Origin of the sequence: Imperialibacter sp., from assembly GCF_040222815.1 — a bacterium.
Lineage (GTDB): Bacteria > Bacteroidota > Bacteroidia > Cytophagales > Cyclobacteriaceae > Imperialibacter.
In genome coordinates this window covers 124,243-142,390 of sequence record NZ_JAVKCH010000025.1, presented here as the reverse complement: position 1 = coordinate 142,390, position 18,148 = coordinate 124,243, and the positions used below count along the sequence as shown (strand labels likewise).

At 45.9% G+C, this 18,148-nt stretch carries 19 protein-coding genes; 12 read left to right on the top strand and 7 right to left on the bottom strand.

The features are described from left to right. Positions 1-39: 39 nt before the first annotated feature. Both RIF36_RS13530 and RIF36_RS13525 read right to left on the bottom strand, forming a co-directional pair. On the bottom strand, positions 40-540 hold the full coding sequence (locus tag RIF36_RS13530) for an SRPBCC family protein (protein ID WP_350119294.1): 501 nt from the start codon (positions 538-540) through the stop codon (positions 40-42). A 65-nt stretch (positions 541-605) separates the two neighbouring features. Further along, complete coding sequence (locus RIF36_RS13525; RefSeq protein WP_350119291.1) at positions 606-1,517, bottom strand: helix-turn-helix domain-containing protein; 912 nt, start codon at positions 1,515-1,517, stop codon at positions 606-608. Positions 1,518-1,844: 327 nt separating this feature from the next. Here RIF36_RS13525 and RIF36_RS13520 point away from each other — a divergent pair, with 327 nt between their 5' ends. The 6 genes from RIF36_RS13520 (at position 1,845) to RIF36_RS13495 (ending at position 9,021) form a co-directional block, all read left to right on the top strand. After that, positions 1,845-4,904: a PAS domain S-box protein gene (locus RIF36_RS13520; RefSeq protein WP_350119288.1), complete on the top strand. Its 3,060-nt coding sequence runs from the start codon at positions 1,845-1,847 to the stop codon at positions 4,902-4,904. Positions 4,905-5,135: 231 nt separating this feature from the next. Next, the gene (locus RIF36_RS13515; protein WP_350119285.1) at positions 5,136-6,824 is read left to right on the top strand and encodes an FAD-dependent oxidoreductase; all 1,689 of its coding nucleotides are present in this window, start codon (positions 5,136-5,138) and stop codon (positions 6,822-6,824) included. A 106-nt stretch (positions 6,825-6,930) separates the two neighbouring features. Continuing rightward, the gene (locus RIF36_RS13510; RefSeq protein ID WP_152000033.1) at positions 6,931-7,116 is read left to right on the top strand and encodes a general stress protein CsbD; all 186 of its coding nucleotides are present in this window, start codon (positions 6,931-6,933) and stop codon (positions 7,114-7,116) included. A 164-nt stretch (positions 7,117-7,280) separates the two neighbouring features. Next, the gene (locus RIF36_RS13505) at positions 7,281-7,676 is read left to right on the top strand and encodes a hypothetical protein (RefSeq protein WP_317491593.1); all 396 of its coding nucleotides are present in this window, start codon (positions 7,281-7,283) and stop codon (positions 7,674-7,676) included. A gap of 180 nt (positions 7,677-7,856) precedes the next feature. Beyond that, positions 7,857-8,648 carry a HipA family kinase gene (locus tag RIF36_RS13500; protein WP_350119282.1) on the top strand — a complete coding sequence of 264 codons (792 nt, stop codon included), beginning with the start codon at positions 7,857-7,859 and terminating at the stop codon, positions 8,646-8,648. Further along, on the top strand, positions 8,626-9,021 hold the full coding sequence (locus RIF36_RS13495) for a DUF3037 domain-containing protein (protein ID WP_350119279.1): 396 nt from the start codon (positions 8,626-8,628) through the stop codon (positions 9,019-9,021). Before RIF36_RS13500 ends, RIF36_RS13495 begins: the two co-directional genes overlap by 23 nt. 77 nt (positions 9,022-9,098) lie before the next feature. Here RIF36_RS13495 and RIF36_RS13490 read toward each other — a convergent pair whose 3' ends face one another. Both RIF36_RS13490 and RIF36_RS13485 read right to left on the bottom strand, forming a co-directional pair. Then, positions 9,099-9,962, bottom strand: coding sequence for a sigma-70 family RNA polymerase sigma factor (locus RIF36_RS13490; RefSeq protein ID WP_152000029.1), 864 nt, complete (start codon positions 9,960-9,962; stop codon positions 9,099-9,101). A gap of 222 nt (positions 9,963-10,184) precedes the next feature. Beyond that, positions 10,185-11,198: a helix-turn-helix domain-containing protein gene (locus RIF36_RS13485; protein ID WP_350119276.1), complete on the bottom strand. Its 1,014-nt coding sequence runs from the start codon at positions 11,196-11,198 to the stop codon at positions 10,185-10,187. Between the two features lie 196 nt (positions 11,199-11,394). Here RIF36_RS13485 and RIF36_RS13480 point away from each other — a divergent pair, with 196 nt between their 5' ends. The 3 genes from RIF36_RS13480 to RIF36_RS13470 all read left to right on the top strand — a co-directional run bounded on the left by RIF36_RS13480 (position 11,395) and on the right by RIF36_RS13470 (position 13,531). After that, the gene (locus RIF36_RS13480; protein ID WP_350119273.1) at positions 11,395-12,060 is read left to right on the top strand and encodes a c-type cytochrome; all 666 of its coding nucleotides are present in this window, start codon (positions 11,395-11,397) and stop codon (positions 12,058-12,060) included. 25 nt (positions 12,061-12,085) lie between these two features. Continuing rightward, complete coding sequence (locus RIF36_RS13475; protein ID WP_350119270.1) at positions 12,086-12,589, top strand: hypothetical protein; 504 nt, start codon at positions 12,086-12,088, stop codon at positions 12,587-12,589. 216 nt (positions 12,590-12,805) lie between these two features. Beyond that, positions 12,806-13,531 carry a hypothetical protein gene (locus RIF36_RS13470; RefSeq protein ID WP_350119268.1) on the top strand — a complete coding sequence of 242 codons (726 nt, stop codon included), beginning with the start codon at positions 12,806-12,808 and terminating at the stop codon, positions 13,529-13,531. A 26-nt stretch (positions 13,532-13,557) separates the two neighbouring features. On the opposite strand, the gene RIF36_RS13465 is transcribed toward RIF36_RS13470, so the two are convergent. The 3 genes from RIF36_RS13465 to RIF36_RS13455 all read right to left on the bottom strand — a co-directional run bounded on the left by RIF36_RS13465 (position 13,558) and on the right by RIF36_RS13455 (position 16,227). Then, positions 13,558-14,052: a GNAT family N-acetyltransferase gene (locus RIF36_RS13465; protein WP_350119265.1), complete on the bottom strand. Its 495-nt coding sequence runs from the start codon at positions 14,050-14,052 to the stop codon at positions 13,558-13,560. A gap of 82 nt (positions 14,053-14,134) precedes the next feature. Next, positions 14,135-14,485, bottom strand: coding sequence for a DoxX family protein (locus RIF36_RS13460; protein WP_350119263.1), 351 nt, complete (start codon positions 14,483-14,485; stop codon positions 14,135-14,137). Beyond that, positions 14,485-16,227 carry a serine hydrolase domain-containing protein gene (locus tag RIF36_RS13455; RefSeq protein ID WP_350119260.1) on the bottom strand — a complete coding sequence of 581 codons (1,743 nt, stop codon included), beginning with the start codon at positions 16,225-16,227 and terminating at the stop codon, positions 14,485-14,487. The genes RIF36_RS13460 and RIF36_RS13455 overlap by 1 nt, the downstream gene beginning before the upstream one ends. A gap of 163 nt (positions 16,228-16,390) precedes the next feature. On the opposite strand from RIF36_RS13455, the gene RIF36_RS13450 reads away from it, so the two are divergent. Genes RIF36_RS13450 through RIF36_RS13440 form a run of 3 tightly spaced genes read left to right on the top strand, consistent with a single transcriptional unit; the run spans position 16,391 to position 18,136 of the window. Then, positions 16,391-17,197: a hypothetical protein gene (locus tag RIF36_RS13450; RefSeq protein WP_350119257.1), complete on the top strand. Its 807-nt coding sequence runs from the start codon at positions 16,391-16,393 to the stop codon at positions 17,195-17,197. Continuing rightward, positions 17,187-17,699 (top strand): DUF350 domain-containing protein, encoded by a 513-nt coding sequence (locus RIF36_RS13445; protein ID WP_350119255.1) that lies wholly within the window; start codon positions 17,187-17,189, stop codon positions 17,697-17,699. The genes RIF36_RS13450 and RIF36_RS13445 overlap by 11 nt, the downstream gene beginning before the upstream one ends. Positions 17,700-17,722: 23 nt before the next feature. Then, positions 17,723-18,136 (top strand): nuclear transport factor 2 family protein, encoded by a 414-nt coding sequence (locus RIF36_RS13440; protein WP_350071471.1) that lies wholly within the window; start codon positions 17,723-17,725, stop codon positions 18,134-18,136. Positions 18,137-18,148 lie beyond the last annotated feature (12 nt).

Here is an 18,148-nt window from a genome sequence, read left to right as displayed (position 1 = left end):
TCTTCACACCGCTCGGAAATATACCTGCAAAGTCTGGGATCAAGCTGTAATGACGTTTGTGATTTCCATCCTTTTGTTTCGCAAGTCCAGCCCTCCTTCCAGCACCGACTTTAAATTCGCCAGGTAAAAAATCCACCCCCTTGAGTCGCCTACAAAATGCTTCATCGCTGTGTCGTCGTCAAGAGGCAGTCCGCTTTCAACCAATTGAACAATCAACTCGCCAGCTTCTTCGTACATATTGATAGTAACAGGGCATTTCATGGAAAAGGTAAAGCTAAAGAAGTCTTTACCATTGGCTTTCAGCACTGTCCCCTTCTCCACCACACTATCGGGATAGCCGTGCCAATACCACTCATACGTATCGCCTTGTTCAATAGGTGCGTCCTCTGACTTTTTCATCCCAGCCTTGTCCCTGAATAAGGCTTTTCTCAAAAACCATTTCTCCAACCCGCCGGGAGTTGCCCATGAGTTGTAAACTTTATCTGCCGGGGCGTCAACATTTACCCTCAGCTTAAACTGGCTCCATTGATCTCTCTCCATTTTATTGTGTTTTTTTTCAAAACTAGTATCACCAACTCCCTCCGGCTTATCGAAAATGGAGAATTTTAGTGCAGCCTCATTTTCCGCCGGTAACGCCCAGGCGCTTCGCCATAGTTTCTTTTGAACAGACTAGTGAACGAAGGAACACTATCGAAGCCTACAGACCGGCAAATGTCAGAAACGGCCAAATCCGTCTCTTCCAATAGTTTCTCTGCCCTTTCTAGCCGCACTCTGGTCAAAAAGTTGTGAGGTGTAATTTGATAGGCCCGCTTGAAAAGCCTGAGGAAATGCTGCTTATCAAGCATGGCAACAGCTGCCGCTTGCTGCAAATCAATTGGCTGCTGACAATTGTTGATTATCCACTCCCTGGCGGCAGCCAATCGCTTGTACAGTGCTATTTTTGTAACTGTTTTCACAACTCTGAGCTTCTCCGAAATTTGAAGGGCATGATGATTTTCGCTTATCAAGCTATCCAGTATAGATCGCACAACCATGTCAGCTTTTAATGAGTGAAAAGAGGCACAACTGTTTCCAAGCTCCATCAGAAGTTGAAACTGTTCTCTGAGCGAAGCATTCATGAAATGTACGTGCTCCACGAGCGAGAAGTCCTCTTCACTAACTGCTGACCAACCGGAAGTTTCATCGCTGATTTTCATCAGTCCGTTGTATAACAGCTTCGAAAGCGCTGCGTCAAAGTACAGCAAGGCGACCTGGGTATCGTCCCGTTCCAGCTCAAAAGACAGCTTGCTTCCTCTGTTAACCACCAGAAAGCTATCCTCATTTATTGCTATCACCTCCCTATTAATCCGAAACGTTGCCTCGCCGCTCATGACCACCGCTACTCCCAGTCCTGCGATGTGTGCGGGAACCACCGCCCCTTTGCCTCCCACATATTGGCAAAGAGTGTGATCAGAGAATTCGGGTGGCTTGTTGCTAAACAGCGGAGCGTCTGCTACCGGCGACCGACTAATTATCATACGTTTTCAATTTGACTGCATCCCACATTACGCTCATCAAAGTAACAAAATGCATCAATACACATTCGAAAGCCTGGTGCCGACTGGTAAAAACCTCTTAATATGTAAGATGCCGCTTAAGCACAGAATGGGTGAATCTTGGCAAATCGGTACTTGAATAGGTAAAATAGGCGTATCTTTCCTATATTTAACTCCCATCCCCCTCAATAGTCAGTGTATTACTGAAATATCCTTCTGTCCTACACTTCTAGTTAAGTTCCTGTTGAGGCTTTCAATATTTTTAAGGTGCTGGTTTTCGCACAGAAACTGGCTGAATAAAAAGCATTCATGTTAAACAAGTCATCAAATCATGATGCACACCAGGGCATCGATTTTGGAGTACTGTTTGCTGACCACATCGGGGCAATGCTCGCCTATTGGGACAAAAATGAAGTCTGCCGATTTGCCAATAAAGCTTATCGGGAATGGTTCGGTAAAAGCCATGAGCAAATGGTCGGCAAAATCACGATGCAGGAGCTCCTCGGCTCTCTTTATGAGAAAAACCAGCCCCTCATTGCCGAGGTACTGAAAGGGAACGCTCAGCATTTTGAACGTGAGTTAACCAAGCCGTCCGGGGAGGCACGCAATGTCCAGGCCAACTACTATCCCGACATTCAAAACGGTGAGGTAATGGGCTTTTTCGTGCATGTAGCAGATATCTCAGCCACCAAAAAGCTTGAAAACGAAATAAAGGCCTCAGAAATGAAATTCAGAGGCCTGCTCGAAAGTGCTCCAGATGCCATCGTGTTAGTGGACAAAACTGGTGCTATCAACATGATCAATTCAATGAGTGAAAAGCTTTTTGGCTACACCAGAAATGAATTACTTGGCAAACCAATAGAATTACTGATCCCGGAACGCTTCAGAAAAGCGCACCCAAGCCAGCGTTCAGGGTTCTTTACCAATCCTCACGCCAGGCCCATGGGTGAAGGGCTCGAACTTTTTGGGTTGAAAAAAAACGGCACTGAATTTCCGGTTGAGATTAGTATCAGCCCTATTGAGTTGCCCGAAGGCATGTTCGTGTCGGCAGCCATCAGGGACATTTCCTGGCGAAAAAAGGCGGAAGAGGAACTGCGTGCGTCAGAAATGAAGTTCAGAGGTTTGCTAGAAAGTGCTCCTGACGCAATGGTAATGGTGGATAAAAATGGGGTTATCAATATGGTAAATTCCATGACCGAGGAGCTCTTTGGATATAAACGAGATACCTTATTAGGATGCCCAATTGAAACTCTTATCCCAGAACGCTTCAGAAAGGCCCACCCTGGCAAGCGCTCCAGGTTCTTTGCCAATCCTCACGCCAGACCCATGGGCGAAGGGCTTGAACTTTTTGGATTGAAAAAAAACGGCACTGAATTTCCGGTTGAGATCAGTATCAGCCCTATTGAGTTGCCCGAGGGCATGTTCGTGTCGGCAGCCATCAGGGACATTTCCTGGCGAAAGAGCGTTGAGGAGGAGGTAAATGCCAGCAACGAGCGAAACAAGATTTTTGTTGATCAGTCTCCTAATGCCATTGCGATGTTCGACACTGAACTTCGTTATATGGCTGCGTCCAGGAAATGGATAGACGACTACAGTCTGTCAGGCCGTGACATTCTGGGGCACTCCCACTACGAGGTTTTTCCGGAAATCGGAGATGAGTGGAAGACAATCCACAGGGAATGCCTGGCAGGAGCAATTAATACTTGTGAGGAGGCCTGTTTTAAACGAGCTGACGGCACTGAACAATGGATTACCTGGGATATTCGACCCTGGTACATTTCTGAAGGAAAAATTGGTGGATTGCTCATGTACACCACCGACATAACACAGTCTAAAATCAGAGATATTGGAAAAAAGCGAGTTGAATACATTCTGGAAAAAACGAATCAAATAGCAAAAGTCTCAACCTGGGAGTTTGATATTGACAGGGGAATCACCATCTGGGACGACATTGCTAATGACATTTTTGATCTCCCCCAGGGCACCCGTCCCGACAAAGACGCTATCATCAACTGCTACGAGCAGGAAAGCAGGAACAAGCTGCTGGCGGCCACTGAAGAACTTGCAACAACGGGCAAACCCTATGACCTCGACCTGCAGGTAATTTCCGCCAAAGGAAACCAAAAGTGGCTGAGAATTATCGGAGAAGCTGAGTTTGCTGACGGGCGTTGCGTGAAACGATATGGAATGATAGAAGACATTACCGACAGAAAACTGGCGGAAGAAGCGCTTCATAAAGCCAACGAAGAGCTGAATGCCATCGTTAATACAGGCCCCATCGCCATCATTGGCACAGACAAGAATGGAACAATCACCCACTTCAACCGTGGCGCAGAGCTAATGTTACAATACTCAGCCAAAGAAATGGTAGGGCTACAGACACCCCAGCTGATTCATGTCGAAGCGGAAGTACTGAAACGGAGTACCGAGTTGACAGAACTGTTTGGCCGGGAAATCAGTGGGTTTGACACGTTCGTGGAACTAGCCAAACAGGGTAACCACGAATCCAGGGAATGGACTTACGTAAGAAAGGACGGAACCAAATTTCCCGTTCAGCTTATTGTAACTGCGCTTAGGAACCAGACGGAGGAGATTTCTGGCTTCCTCGGTATTGCCACTAATATTACCGAAAGGATTGAGGACCAGAAAAGGCTACTAGAGGCAAAAAACAACCTGGAAATTCTTGCCGAGCGCCTGACCAAACAAAATTCCCAACTCACCAATTTCACTCACATTATCTCGCACAACCTGCGATCTCCAGTTGGCAACCTTACATCATTACTTCACTTGTATGAGATTTCAGAGGAAAAGGAAGAAAAAGAGCTGATATTCAGCAAATTTGAAATCGTTATCGAGCACCTTTCCTCTACTCTAAACACATTAATTAACACGTTAAAAATAAAAACAGAGGATGCTAATATACTGGAGTCTGTCAGGTTCGACGAAGTGCTCAAAAAGACAATGGAAATCATCACGGTTCAAATAGAAGAGTCAGAAATAGCCATTAAAAGTGATTTTTCCGCTGTGGCCGAAATACAATACAACCGCAGCTACATTGAGAGCATTTTCCTCAACTTGCTTACCAACGCTGTTAAGTACCGGTCGGCAAAGCGAAAACCTCAGGTGTCAATTGTTTCAACAAATGAAAACGGAAGGGTAATCCTGAAATTCTCCGACAATGGTTTGGGCATCGACATGGACAAATTCGGTGACAAGCTTTTCGGGTTAAACAAAACTTTCCATGGCAATGATGAGGCGAAAGGAGTCGGTCTTTTTCTGACGAAAACGCAAATAGAGGCCCTGGGAGGCTCCATTACCGCTGAGAGTGAGCCAGGCAAAGGCACCACCTTCATCATCACGTTTTCCTAAGCCACGTGGCAATTGTACTGTAGGTATTCTTTTGAAAACCATAAAAATGGCGCCAGGGTGGGGCGATGGGAGAACAAGAATCTCCTACCAAAAAGACTAGTACCTTTTCCAGTAACGACTGCTTTAGTCCTCTAAGAATTGACAAATGTCATAACACATCTGTCACATTTGTCACTGCGCAGCAGCTGTGCCTTCTCCAATTTTGCTGTCATATTTTAGCGACAGCAAAAGATGAAAAAAACGAGGATAATAATCGTAGGCGGCCTTTCTGCAGGCCCCTCAGCAGCAGCTAAGGCACGACGGACAGACGAAAACGCAGAAATCATCATGTTTGAAAAGACATCACATGTGAGCTATGCGACCTGTGGCATCCCGTACGCACTTTCTGGCAAAATAAAAACCAGGGATAAGCTCATTGTAGTGCAACCAGAGCTGCTTGAAAAGAGGTTTGGAGTAGAACTTCATCTGGATGAGCCAGTAACAGACATTGACCCGGAAGCACACATAGTATACACCGACAAAGGCGTTTATGAATATGACAAACTTGTATTCGCAACCGGCGGCCAGGCGGTTTTGCCTCCTATTAAAAACATTGAGAGCTTCGAAAATTGGGCTCACGCCAAAACACTTGAAGATTTTGACAGGGTGATGAAAAGCGGTGTGATGGACAGTGCCGAGCATTTCACCATCCTGGGTGCCGGACTCATAGGACTGGAAACTGCTGAAAACCTTGTTCACGCAGGGAAAAAGGTGACAGTGATAGAGCTTGGCGTCCAGGTATTGGCAAACTGGGATGTGAAATTTGCCCATCTTGCAAAGAACGTGCTTGAAGACCATGGCATTGATGTCCGCCTTGGCGTGTCAGTCGTGGAAGTTGACCACACCACCAATGAGTTGATCCTGAGCAACGGAAAGCGCCTTTACACAGACTACCTTTTGATAGGCATTAGCATTAAGCCAAATACGCAAATGCTGGTTAGAAAAGGCGCCAGGCATCTGCCAAACGGTGCTCTGCTGGTAAACAAGCACATGGAGACCTCCATTCCTGATATTTATGCGGCTGGCGACTGTGCAGCCATCACCAACATGATAACGGGTGAGCATAGCTGGTACCCCATGGGCACTCATTCCAACAAAGGAGGCCGGGCCGCTGGTGCGAATGCAGCCGGGGGTAATGTAACTTTTGAGGGGGGCTATGGCACAGCAATTATGAAAATATTTGACTACGCCATTGCACGCTCAGGTATGGGCCCTAAATCACTCGAAAGGGCTGGTATTCAATTTAAATCGACTCTGATTATCGCAGGCTCCACTCCCGGTTTCTTCCCCGATCAAAAAGACTTGTTGATAGAAATTCACTACGACCCGGGAACCGGCGTTTTGCTCGGTGCAGAGCTGTTCGGTGAGCATGGGGTTGACAAGCGGGTTGATGTGCTGGCCACCGCTCTGTATGCCCGACTGACCTTTGATGACCTCCCCCGTCTTGATCTGGCCTATGCGCCACCCTTCTCGGCCGCCAAAGACCCCGTGGTAGTGGCTGGGTTCGTAGCAGGCAATTCGATGGGAGCCGGTTACCACGAAGTGTCGGTAGTTGAAGCAGCGAGGGCTCTCAGTCAGTCCGTTTCCCCCGCAAGCTACACACTGCTTGATGTCAGAAACCCTACCGAGATTCATAAGGAAGGATTCATTCAGCATGCTCTCAATATTCCTCTCGACGAGTTGCGGGGGAGAATTAATGAAATTGACCTTGATAGGCCCACCTATGTTTACTGTGCAAAAGGATTAAGGGGCTATATGGCATCCCTTATATTGCTTCACCACAACTGCAAAAAAGTTTACAATTTAGCAGGGGGATTTACCGCCTGGAAGACGATCATTGGCGAGGTAAAGCAGGTGGAAGAAGTATCACATGTGTCTTAAAAATCGAGCACCCCTCCTGCTGAAGAAAATGAGGAAAACCTACAACTCTATAATGTAAAATCCAAATAACAACAAATATTCCGCAAATATGCTTACCTTGCAGCATATGGAGATCGTTAGAAGCTGGAGAGAGCAAAAGGTAATGTTGAAATGGAGATTTCCTGACCTCAATGACAGCGACTTTTTCCTGGCTGATACTGACCGGGAAAGTATGCTGGTTAAGCTTGAAGAAAAGCTGAAAAAGACCAGAGCAGAGCTGGAACACATATTCGCTGAACTTCAGCGTTACTAGATTTGTTCCTATTTAGAATCCACAACATGTAATTATCTGCTCTAAAAAATACGACTATCCATATCAGCTCCTACTGAGGGTGATACATGAGTCGACTACCGTTATAAACTCGTCGGCAAAAAATATTCATAGAAAAACAATTTGTAAATAATCAATATAGTTCAATGGCCAATTATTCTTCTGAAGTTTCCCACACTTACACTTATTTGTGGAACAAGTACAGACCGGCAATTCTCAAGCACATGATAGACTCGGCAGAAGGTCCACAGACCTACAAGATGTCTAAACATGAATTTACTATCATCAACCCTAAGGAAAAGGGTGGTTATTCTTTCTCATTGAATGTGTTCAAAGGGAAGGCTCAAAATGATATCAGGACTTCTATCGTAGCAAAAGACCTTCTGGTGATTTTGCAGTCGTCAAAAACTGCCAATGACCTGGTAAGCACAGCTACTTATGAGTTCGTTATGGACAAACACTTCGTGCTGCACATCAACCGGGGCGAGGAAATTGTTGAAGAAGAAACAGAGGTGGAAGAGACTGCTGAAAAAGAAGCTTAAAAGCAGGCGATTAACGCTGATACTATTTATGGGGGAATATGTCGACAAGACATGTTCCCCCATTTTTTTGAGCTTGCGGCGAGTAAGTCACTACCTACCGCAACTCCCTCCCGCCGAAAGATTGCTTTTTATTAACAGGCGGCGTTGTGTTACATTTGCCACAAAGGTTTACAATAATTGATGGCACAGGAAACTGAAATCCGCACAGTTGACGTTACCCGCTACGTCACTCCTCTCCGGGAAGGCGGTTCACTGCCTGCCATTGTTGAGGCTGATGATGAATTTCTATATGTACTGAAATTCAAGGGAGCCGGACAAGGCAAGAAAGCACTGGTAGCAGAGCTTATCGGAGGCGAAATTGCCAGGCTATTAGGCTTCAGAGTACCTGAAATTGTTTTTGCCGACCTGGATGTAGCTTTTGGCCGGATTGAGGGCGACGAAGAAATACAGGATTTGCTGAAGGCCAGCGCCGGTATTAACCTGGGGCTGCATTATTTGTCAGGCTCTATCACCTATGATCCGGTTGCGACTAAGCTATCCCCTTTGCTGGCGTCTCAAATCGTGTGGCTCGACAGCCTGCTGATGAACGTCGACCGCACGGCCCGCAACACCAACATGCTCTGGTGGCACAAAGAGCTTTGGCTGATCGATCATGGTGCTTCCCTTTATTTCCATCACAGCTGGGACAACTGGGACAAGCCAAAAAAACCTTTCCAGCTGATTTCAAAGCACGTACTGCTTCCCATTGCCAGTGAACTTGATGCCGTCGACAAGCAGTTCACACCTGTATTGACTGAGCAGGCCTTCAAAGCTATTGTGGCCCTAATACCCGATGACTGGCTGGTAGAGGACTCTCCGTTTGAAAGCACCGAACAACACAGGGCAGCCTACATTCAGTTTTTGGTTACACGAGTGGCCGACTCTTCTTTCTTTGTTAACGAAGCACAACATGCCAGAGAGACAGCTATTTGAGTATGCCGTCGTTCGTGTGGTGCCACACGTGGAGCGTGAAGAGTTTCTCAACGTGGGTGTGGTTCTGCTGTGCTCGGGGCAAAAGTTTTTGCGGGCTCGATTTGACTGGAACGAGTCAAGATTGTTGGGATTTTGCCAAAAGACAGATTTTAGTGAATTGAAAGGGTATGTAGATTCCTTTGAGAAGATTTGCAAGGGAGGAAAAGACGCAGGGCCCATTGGCCAACTCGGAATAACAGAACGTTTCCGCTGGCTGACAGCCGCCAGAAGTACCGTGCTGCAGACCTCCAAAGTACACCCCGGCTTGTGCGTAAATGCTGAGGAGACGCTTGACAGGTTGTTTGAAGAGCTGGTGAAACTACCTGAAGCCTAGCAGCCTAACATCAACAAAAAAGCACCTACCCTTTCGGATAAGTGCTTCTTATATTTTCACTGAAATTATTCTTTAGGCTACTCCAAGAACGATTTCAATATCTTGCTTCTGGTTCCACTGCGAAGCCTGCGAGTTGCGGTTTCCTTGATCTGGCGAACTCTTTCACGGGTAAGGTTGAATTTGTCCCCAATCTCTTCCAGTGTCATGCGCTGCTCCCCGTTGATGCCGTAGTAGAACGATACTACTTCAGCTTCTCTGGCGGTAAGTGTTGACAAACAACGCTGAATTTCTTTTTGCAAAGAAGCCACCATCAGGCCGGCGTCAGGTCTTTCTTCATTTTCGTCAACCATCACATCAAGCAAGCCGTTTTCTTCACCACTCACAAATGGTGCATCAATACTTACCTGACGGCCTGATACTTTCTGTGTTGCAAGTACTTCGCTCAGACTGACATCAAGCACTTCTGCCAATTCCTCGGCAGTAGGCTCACGCTGAAACTTCTGCTCCAGATCAGAAAATGCCTTCGATATTTTATTCAAAGAGCCTACCCTGTTCAAAGGCAAACGCACAATTCTGGACTGCTCGGCCAACGCCTGCATAATAGACTGGCGAATCCACCACACGGCATACGAGATGAATTTGAAACCACGGGTTTCATCAAAACGCTGAGCCGCTTTGATCAAACCAACGTTGCCCTCACTGATAAGGTCTCCAAGGCTAAGGCTGCCTGTTTGATATTGTTTAGCTACTGAAACAACAAAGCGCAAATTGGCTTTTGTTAGTTTTTCAAGTGCTATTTGATCTCCTTCTCTGATCTTTTGGGCTAAGATCACTTCCTCGTCTGCGGTGATGAGGTCTACTTTTCCAATTTCCTGTAAATACTTGTCGAGAGACTGACTCTCCCTGTTGGTAATCTGTTTACTTATTTTGAGTTGTCTCATCCAAGCTTTTTAAATGTGAAGACAAAGGTAACCTTTAATTTTGAGAACGTTTCTCTTTCTGAGGCAATTAGATGAAATAAAGATGTTCTTTATGCCTTTTCAGATCGACGTCACTAAAGGTTTATGCGATAGTAAAATGATATTTGGTGTTAAAAAGTTCTTCATTTGGCACGATAGCGTAAAAAAACACCTTCAGAGGCGAAAATTGCCGGAAAATAGCCGCTAGTATGTTGGTTTATACCTGAATTCAGTTGGCACAACACCGTAAATCCTTTTGAAAGCTGTAGAAAAATGGTTCGGGTTTTTGTAGCCGAGCGTTCGAGCCACATGTGAAACTTTCACGTCTTTGTCGTGAAGAAGATGCACCGCATGTTGCATTCTTAGGTCGCTTATGTATTCAAAGATGCTTTTTCCTTCTACGGTTTTGAACACCAACATCAGCTTATTGCTATTAGTTGCAAACTGCCTGGCAAGACCAGCAATGGAATGATCCTCCAAATAGTTGTTTCGGAGGTATTGCTTGACTGTGTGGACCAGGTCCTGATCCCTTCTAGGGGATTGAGTCTTATCAGTCAACCTGTACTCCTCCGCAAAAAGCGAGTGTAGCTGCAATAAAATAATCTGGGTTACCGAAGTCTCAACCATCATTATACCCAACCTGCCAACTAACGGGCAATCGGTTAGGGTTTGAATGGCCCTGAGCTGAGCGAGGCTGAGCGGTTGATACTCTTTACCAAAAACCCTTTCTTTTTTGGCTATCTTTTCCCTCACCCAGTCAGCCCATGGCTCGTTTTGCGGCAGGAAGCTATCGAGATATTCCGGTGCATACGACACGTGAACATAATGAAGCTCGCTGTTAGCGGCTATATGATGACGGTATTCGTTGTTGGGGTCAAATTTGAAGTTTTGAGAAGCTTGCTTAGTGGCTATAACCTGGTTCGACCCACTCAGGTAAGTCTTTACATCAGCTTTCATTAAAAGGCAGCTTCCAGGAAGATCCGCTCCCTCACTGCGGAGGTTTTTAAGCACCACATCCCTTGAGAATATCCCCTCAACCTCCCGAATAGAGAAATTTGGCAGGTACATGTCTCTCGATTTGAAAGATGCAAGTTCCGAGTCCGGCAGCGTATCCACCTCAGCAGGAGACTTAATAAAAACACCATAGGGAATGGTGTTGTTCTCCCCATGTCTCAATATCGGGACATTGGGGGAGTCAAGCGTAATGTAGTCACTCATATTAAAAAATACCGGCCATCAGGCCGACGACAAAGCTCTTCCACGAAAAAAGCCGTCTATAAGTTTCGCTTCAGCAAAAAAACATACAAAGAGCTGCAAATAGAAGGAAAGTGTTTTCACGTACTATTCTCTCTTTTTTACGTAGGCTGGCCGGTTAGTTGTTTCGTAAAACCGGTCAAATCATAATAATTCAACCATGAAAATGTTAGACAATCTTCGATCAAACAATGTAAAAACGAAAAACAGGTTCATTAAGGCGCTACACTCAAGCATCCTTCAGATGGCATGCTTTGTGGCTTTCGCCGCCGCTGTGTACTCCTGCTCTCCATCAACAGCTGTGAACGAGCAACAAATATCGCCAGAGGTGGTAAAAAAAGAGCAAATTCTCCGTGGCCAATACCTTGTAAATACCAGCGCCTGCCACGATTGCCATACACCTAAGATTCTCACACCGCTGGGGCCAGAGATTGACACTACCCGACTGCTGTCTGGCCATCCAGCTGACGAGCCTGTGGCTAGCGTACCTAATCAAAGTGACTGGATTTTGTTCTCGCAAGGGTTCACTGCCGCAGCGGGCCCATGGGGTATCTCCTTCTCTGCGAACCTAACTCCCGACGATGCCACCGGAACCGGTCGTTGGACCTATGAGCAATTCGAAACCGCCATCAGAAAAGGCAAGTCGAAGGGGTTGGAAAGAGCACGTGACCTGCTACCGCCAATGCCCTGGCAGATGTACCAGCAAATGACAGATCAGGATCTGAAGGCCATTTTTGCTTACCTGCAATCTATAAAGCCCGTGCCAAATGCAGTTCCGGCGCCAATCCCACCACAAGACATTGTAGCTGTTAACGTCAAGAATTAGCGTCTATTTTTCAAACATACAATTAATGAAAGCACTAGCTATTTTTTCAACTTTGTTGCTCGGAATACACTTCGCAACGGCTCATTCGCCTGAGGAAGAGAAGGGTACGGCCGCAGAAAACCTGGGCAGGCAAATTCTGAGCTCATTTCAGAACAAATCCATCAAAGAGTATTATCATCTGTTCCCATCATTGGAAGAACTCCACGGTCTAATGATGGCCAATTCCGAAGCGTACAGCGTGTTTCTGGACGTGGCCAAAAAAGACTTTGCCAAGGTTTACCAAAAAAGGATAAAGCCCGAGATTGAGTCGGCTTATTTAAGAACTTTCTATGCTGGCTGTGAGCTTGGTATTGAGTGGTCGGAAGTAATATTTGTTGGCGCTTACGAAACAGAAGCTCCCCGGGCAGATGGCACAAACTCGCTGGTAATCGATTTTTTATACGGACAGAAGAATTACAAACTGTTGGTGGAGAAAGTGATGATGCTAAGTGGCGAGTGGAAAACGACACAATACATTACCCTGATTTGAGTTTTTAGTTTAAATGTTGTGCTGATATGGTAAAAGGGGCTCTTTTTGAGCCCCTTTTTATTGTTGCGAATTCATATACTGACTGCCCTTCTTCGGGGCGCCATATCAGGATTTTCTTGCGGCGACTGCGATTCTATTGACAGTTTTCGGAAAATGATTTTATGGCGATAGCCGTTTTTTTATCTTTATCCTTTTTTGCGCCGAATACCAACTGCTATGAACTCTGTCCCCGGATACATTAACCGCCTCAGGAAGCTTATTATAGTGAGCTTTTTACTGCTGCTTTGCACTGACGTGATAAACGCCCAGATAGTTTCCTATAAGGATAGGAATGTGGTAGACTATCAGGACTATATCAACTACTCAAAGGCAATTACAGGAGCCAACAAGGGCGAAGAGTACGAGGGCTCTCCGTATATGGACGACGAGTTTAAAGACGGCATCGTCTTTATAGAAAAGGATCGAAAGACAAATCCGGTGCCCATGCGGTACAACATGTATGCCGACCAAATGGAGTTTAAGCGGGCAGACTTCACCTATCTGATGGAGCCTGTTTTAAGTATCGACATGGTGTCGGTGGGTGAACATTTGTTCATATTGGGAGAGTATATTGAGGCAAACAAGTACAACCTCGGCTTCTTTGAGGTAATTGATACCGGTAGGTTGAATGTGATGATGAAACAGGTGGTGAGGCTGCGACCAGGACAAGCCCCGAAAGCCATGGAAAGTGCACCAACGCTCCCCACCTACCTCAAGCTGGGCTTCGAGTACTACTACCAGATCGATAAAGGAGAAGTATTCAAGATATCAAAGGTGAAAGCGCTGGTTGAAAGATTACCCGATCACCAGGACGAGATGAGGCAATTTGTTAAAAAGGAAAAAATCTCTCGTAAGAAGGAAGATTTGAAGAAGCTGGCTGCCTACTACAACAGCCTAAATTAAACCTCCTGAAAATAATCGCTGATACCCTAAACGTCTGTATCAGCCATTACCCATTCAACAGAGTCATCTTTCGAAACCTCCCCGATCAATTGAAATCCGTTTCTCTTGTAGAAGGAGGTTAACCTGTAATCGTCTATTGTGAGCCAGAACTGTTTGTCGTCAAAAACCTTTCTTGCCTGCTCAATCCATTTGGAGCCAAGGTTGCATCCTCTCATCTCTTCCGAAATCCACAAAAAGCCGATATAAAGCAGGCCTTTGTCAAAAAGCTCTTGAGCCATTTTTTCATCGAGTGTATCTGGCGGAATTGTGCTGAATACTATGCCTCCTCCCATCACTTTTTCATCACTTAGCAAGCAAAAAACACGGGCTGTAGCAGCGTATTGACTCCAGAACGGCACTATACATTCCTGCCAATCGTCAGGAAGTATATCAAAAAGAACTTGAGGGGTGTTTGTTACTTCCTTAAACTCCTGTAAATCAGGTGTTTTTACTTCAACCAGCAGGCTGGGCTCTGTTTCCATATTGTTAATAAAACTGCTGCAAAATTAATGGAAAGTAAAGCAGTTTTTTAGCATGAAAGTCATATTATTTTTCAGCCTTACTTTAAACGTACTGCCATGCCCACCAAATCAATAAGCCCTGTAGCGGAAGCCTCAGCCAAAGTCCCCAAATGGGTACCTTCATCCCGGCTCCCTTTTGCATCAGGTGATATACATTGGCGGGAAAGACAGCGATCAAAAGGCCGATAACGGCGACGGCAGCGGTCGACCGGTAAGGAGTCAAGAGCAAGACCCCAAAAACTATCTCAGCGCCGCCGCTTACGCTATTGATCAGCTGCTTGTATTTCAAAACAGGTGGAATAATGCGGAGATAAAACGTCGGGTTAACGAAATGATTAACTCCCGCCAACACATACAGCACAGCCATCACGTACAAATCCCATTGCGCTCCCATTACTGCTTTTCGAAAGCCACGTTTCTTACCCTGCCGGCATTCACTTTGAAGCCATTGATAGCGCTACTACTGTTCCTGGTAAAATCGATGTTTCCAGTCCACCAGGCCGATGACGAAAATCCATCTTTTTGCTTAATGGTCAGTTTAATATCATCATGCCTCTGATGGTGAGCTACGAGCGTATCGTTGACTACCTCAAGCATGTAGTTCGTTTCAAGCTCTGGACTGTAGAACCTGCCTGTATATTCTGAAAGGACTACAGAAGATGGCTCGAAGGCTTCTTTAGATTGATCGCTGGCCGGTGGAGCTTCCGATGGTTTTGGAGGAGCCTCTGTTAGCTGATCGGCGAGGTATATGTCTGCAATTTGATAGGCAATATTGCCGGGATTGAATGAAGCCAGGTTGCTGAAAACAATCACGGAAAAGCGCTGCTCAGGAAAGCGGTTGATAAAGGTTCGGTAACCCGCATCAGCGCCACCATGGGTTTTGTTAACCAGTCCCTTGTAGTTTCCTATTCCCTGCCCGAACCCATAACCCATGGTGTCGCCTTTGTTGAGAATATAACGCTGATCCATCATTTTCATAACGTTGTCGTTACCTACACTAACATTTTCAAAATTGACAGCCCAAAGTGCCAGGTCTTCTACCGTAGTAAACAGACTGGTGGCACCCACGTTGGCGTAGCTGAGCACCGATTTCTTTAGCTCTCCCTGGTCATCTTTGTAATATGAGTAGGCTCGTCCCTTCACAATCTTCTCATGGTCGTCGTAAAAAAGCGTGTTCTTCATTCCAAGGGGGTCGAACATGTTGGCCTTTGTCCACTCAGCAAATGACTGTCCGGTAACCCTCGACACGATTTCAGCCAGTAGTGTAAAGCCCGTGTTGCAATACAGCATTTCCTCACCCGGCTCAAAATTGAGTTCCTTCTGGTTAAAAATCAGTCTCAGCACCTGCTCTCTGGTGATTACATCATCCAGTCTCCAGCCTGCAAGCGCCAGCAAACTCCATTGATCCCTCAGTCCACTGGTGTGGTGTACCAGGTGACTGAGTGTGATCTTTTTGCCAAAGTCGTGCATCTCAGGCAGGTACTTTCTGATGTCGTCGTCCATCGACACCTTGCCCTGATCGGCCAGCATAGCGATGGCAAACCCTGTGAACTGTTTGGAAACTGACGCCACATGAAAAATGGTGGTTGACGAATTTCTTATGTCATATTCGAGATTGGCGTAGCCGTAACCTTTACTAAAAACTACTTTTCCATCCTTGACCACTGCAACGGTCGCTCCGGGAGCGGCCTCGCCAGCGCCAATGGCAAACCTCATGAGCTGATCGATTTTGCCTTCGTTTGTGGTAGCCACTGCTTCTACCCTGTCCAGCATCATTACGTAGTCACCCTCGCCCTCCTGAAAAGGGGTAACAACTATCTGGTAAACGCCTCCTTCACTTGTAAATTGAAATGGTTCGGGGCCCCGAGCCGGATTGTCAAATTCACCTAACAGTTGACCGTCGGGGCCAAATACTTTCACTACCACATCTACTGACAATTGGTTGGCAAACCCGCTGGCAAGCGCACCTTTTTCAAGATGAACCCTGAATGTGTCAGCCGCCCCTTTTACCAAGTTTGACTCAAAAGGTGACGAAACGGACAAATCAGACCCCTCCTTTATCAGCAGGGTGGTACCCGATTGCTCACAACCAAAAGCTAAAAACACCACTAGCAGCAGATAGCTAAATTTCTTCATGTTATTGAAAGATCAGGTTATTTGAATTTTTAATGAATGTATCGATTTTAGGTGAAAAATCAGCTTATTGCTGTTACCAATCAAATTGCTAAACATCAGGGCTGAAGCCGCCATTCATGAAAATGAAATCAACTAAACGTGGAAGTTTAAAGTCAAAGGATCAATGAAAGCTACAGTTAAGATAATAGCACTCTTTTTTCTGTTCTTCTGGATCATCAGCTTACTCATAGATGGGCTCAAGCATTCAGAGGTGGCCTATGAGATGAGTTTGTGCGAGGACTACACGGAGTTTGATTCAATAACCGCAAACAGAACTCACCACCGAAACTGGGATTTGATCGACTACCGGGCTTCCTATTGTACGCACTATCGCAGCTACGAAGACCTTGCAAACCAGAGCCGGGAGAAAAGGAATCTTATCAATCCGTCCAACGATGAATATGGGGCTTATTGGGGGAGTGTGTACAAGCAGTTAGTGGAAGAAAACGATGAGCGGGTAAGCTTTATGGCGGATAGTCTTCTGCAAACTGCGTTGCTCGACAGCCTCGACGCTGCATCACTTGCCGAGTTAACGGTGTCGTTTGTGCAGGATATTCCCTATCATTTTATCAGCTCCGGCGACTGCGCTGAAGTCGACGCAAAGAAGCATCCCTGCGTAGCCCTGGCCAAGTTTGGAATCCTGTCGCCTTATGAGTTTTTGCACACTTTGTCTGGCGACTGCGACACAAGGGCGGTGTTGCTCTTTTCTTTGCTTCGCAAGTTGAATTTTGACCCCATGATAGTGGTGAGCTACGAATACCGGCACGCCATGCTGGCACTCAATATCCCGTCTTCCGGAGACCACATTACTTTAGGTAGAAAAAACTACTATTTTTGGGAGACTACCGCCAAAGGCTGGCCTGTTGGCATGCTACCACCTGACATGCAAAATATTGATTACTGGGAAATTGCTTTAGCGAATGAACTATAACATCGCCATACTTGGGCTCATCGAGATAGTGTCGGCCGTCACTATTGGTATCTTCATCCTTGCTATTACCTACAAAATATTGCAATGGGTAGGTAGAAGGTATTATAAAATCGCCGAAAGCAATCTGGCCTACAGTATTTTCACTGCCAGCATCATGTCTTCGGTTGGTTTTATGGTCAATGAGGTGATTCAACCACTTATTTCTTCTTTCAGGCTTCTTAATCAGGACGCTGCCAGCTATGTGTTGGCCTTCAGGTATATTGGTCAGGGTGCTGTTTATATTGCCATTGCCTACTGCGCTTCTATTGTGATAGCGCTACTAAGCACCTCCCTTTATGCCCGGCTCACTCCCATTGATGAATTTGAAGAAATAAGAAAAAACAATGTGGGCATTGCCATCATCATTGGTAGTATCATCATAACCCTTACCTTGCTTACTAAAAGCGGTGTGGGGCTTTTGATAGAGTCCATCATTCCCTACCCTCAATTACCTCCAAAATAACTGAACACTTAAACTATAAAAATATGCGTACGCAATTATTGACTGTCTGTCTGGCTATGTTTGCTTTGACAGCGTTTGGCCAGAAAGAACTACTGGATGCCGAAAAGTACCGATTCGAGGTCATGGCGAAGAAGGACACCAAGACACTTGAAACCATTCTTGCCGACGACTTGATGTATACTCATTCTCACGGAGGCGTTGACGGCAAAGCCAAAATTATTGAATCGGTGGCCGCTGGCACTTACAAAAATGTAGAGATTCTTGAGCAAAATCCAATTTCGTGGGGAAACACAGGCGTAATCTCAGGAAAGGCCCGGTTTCTGATTGGCGACCCAAACGGCGATCGTACCATTATCCTTAAGTACACCGACGTTTACCGCAAGGAGAAGGGAGTTTGGAAGCTTGCTGCCTGGCAGTCGCTGCTGGTCGAAAAATAACGACTGCACATT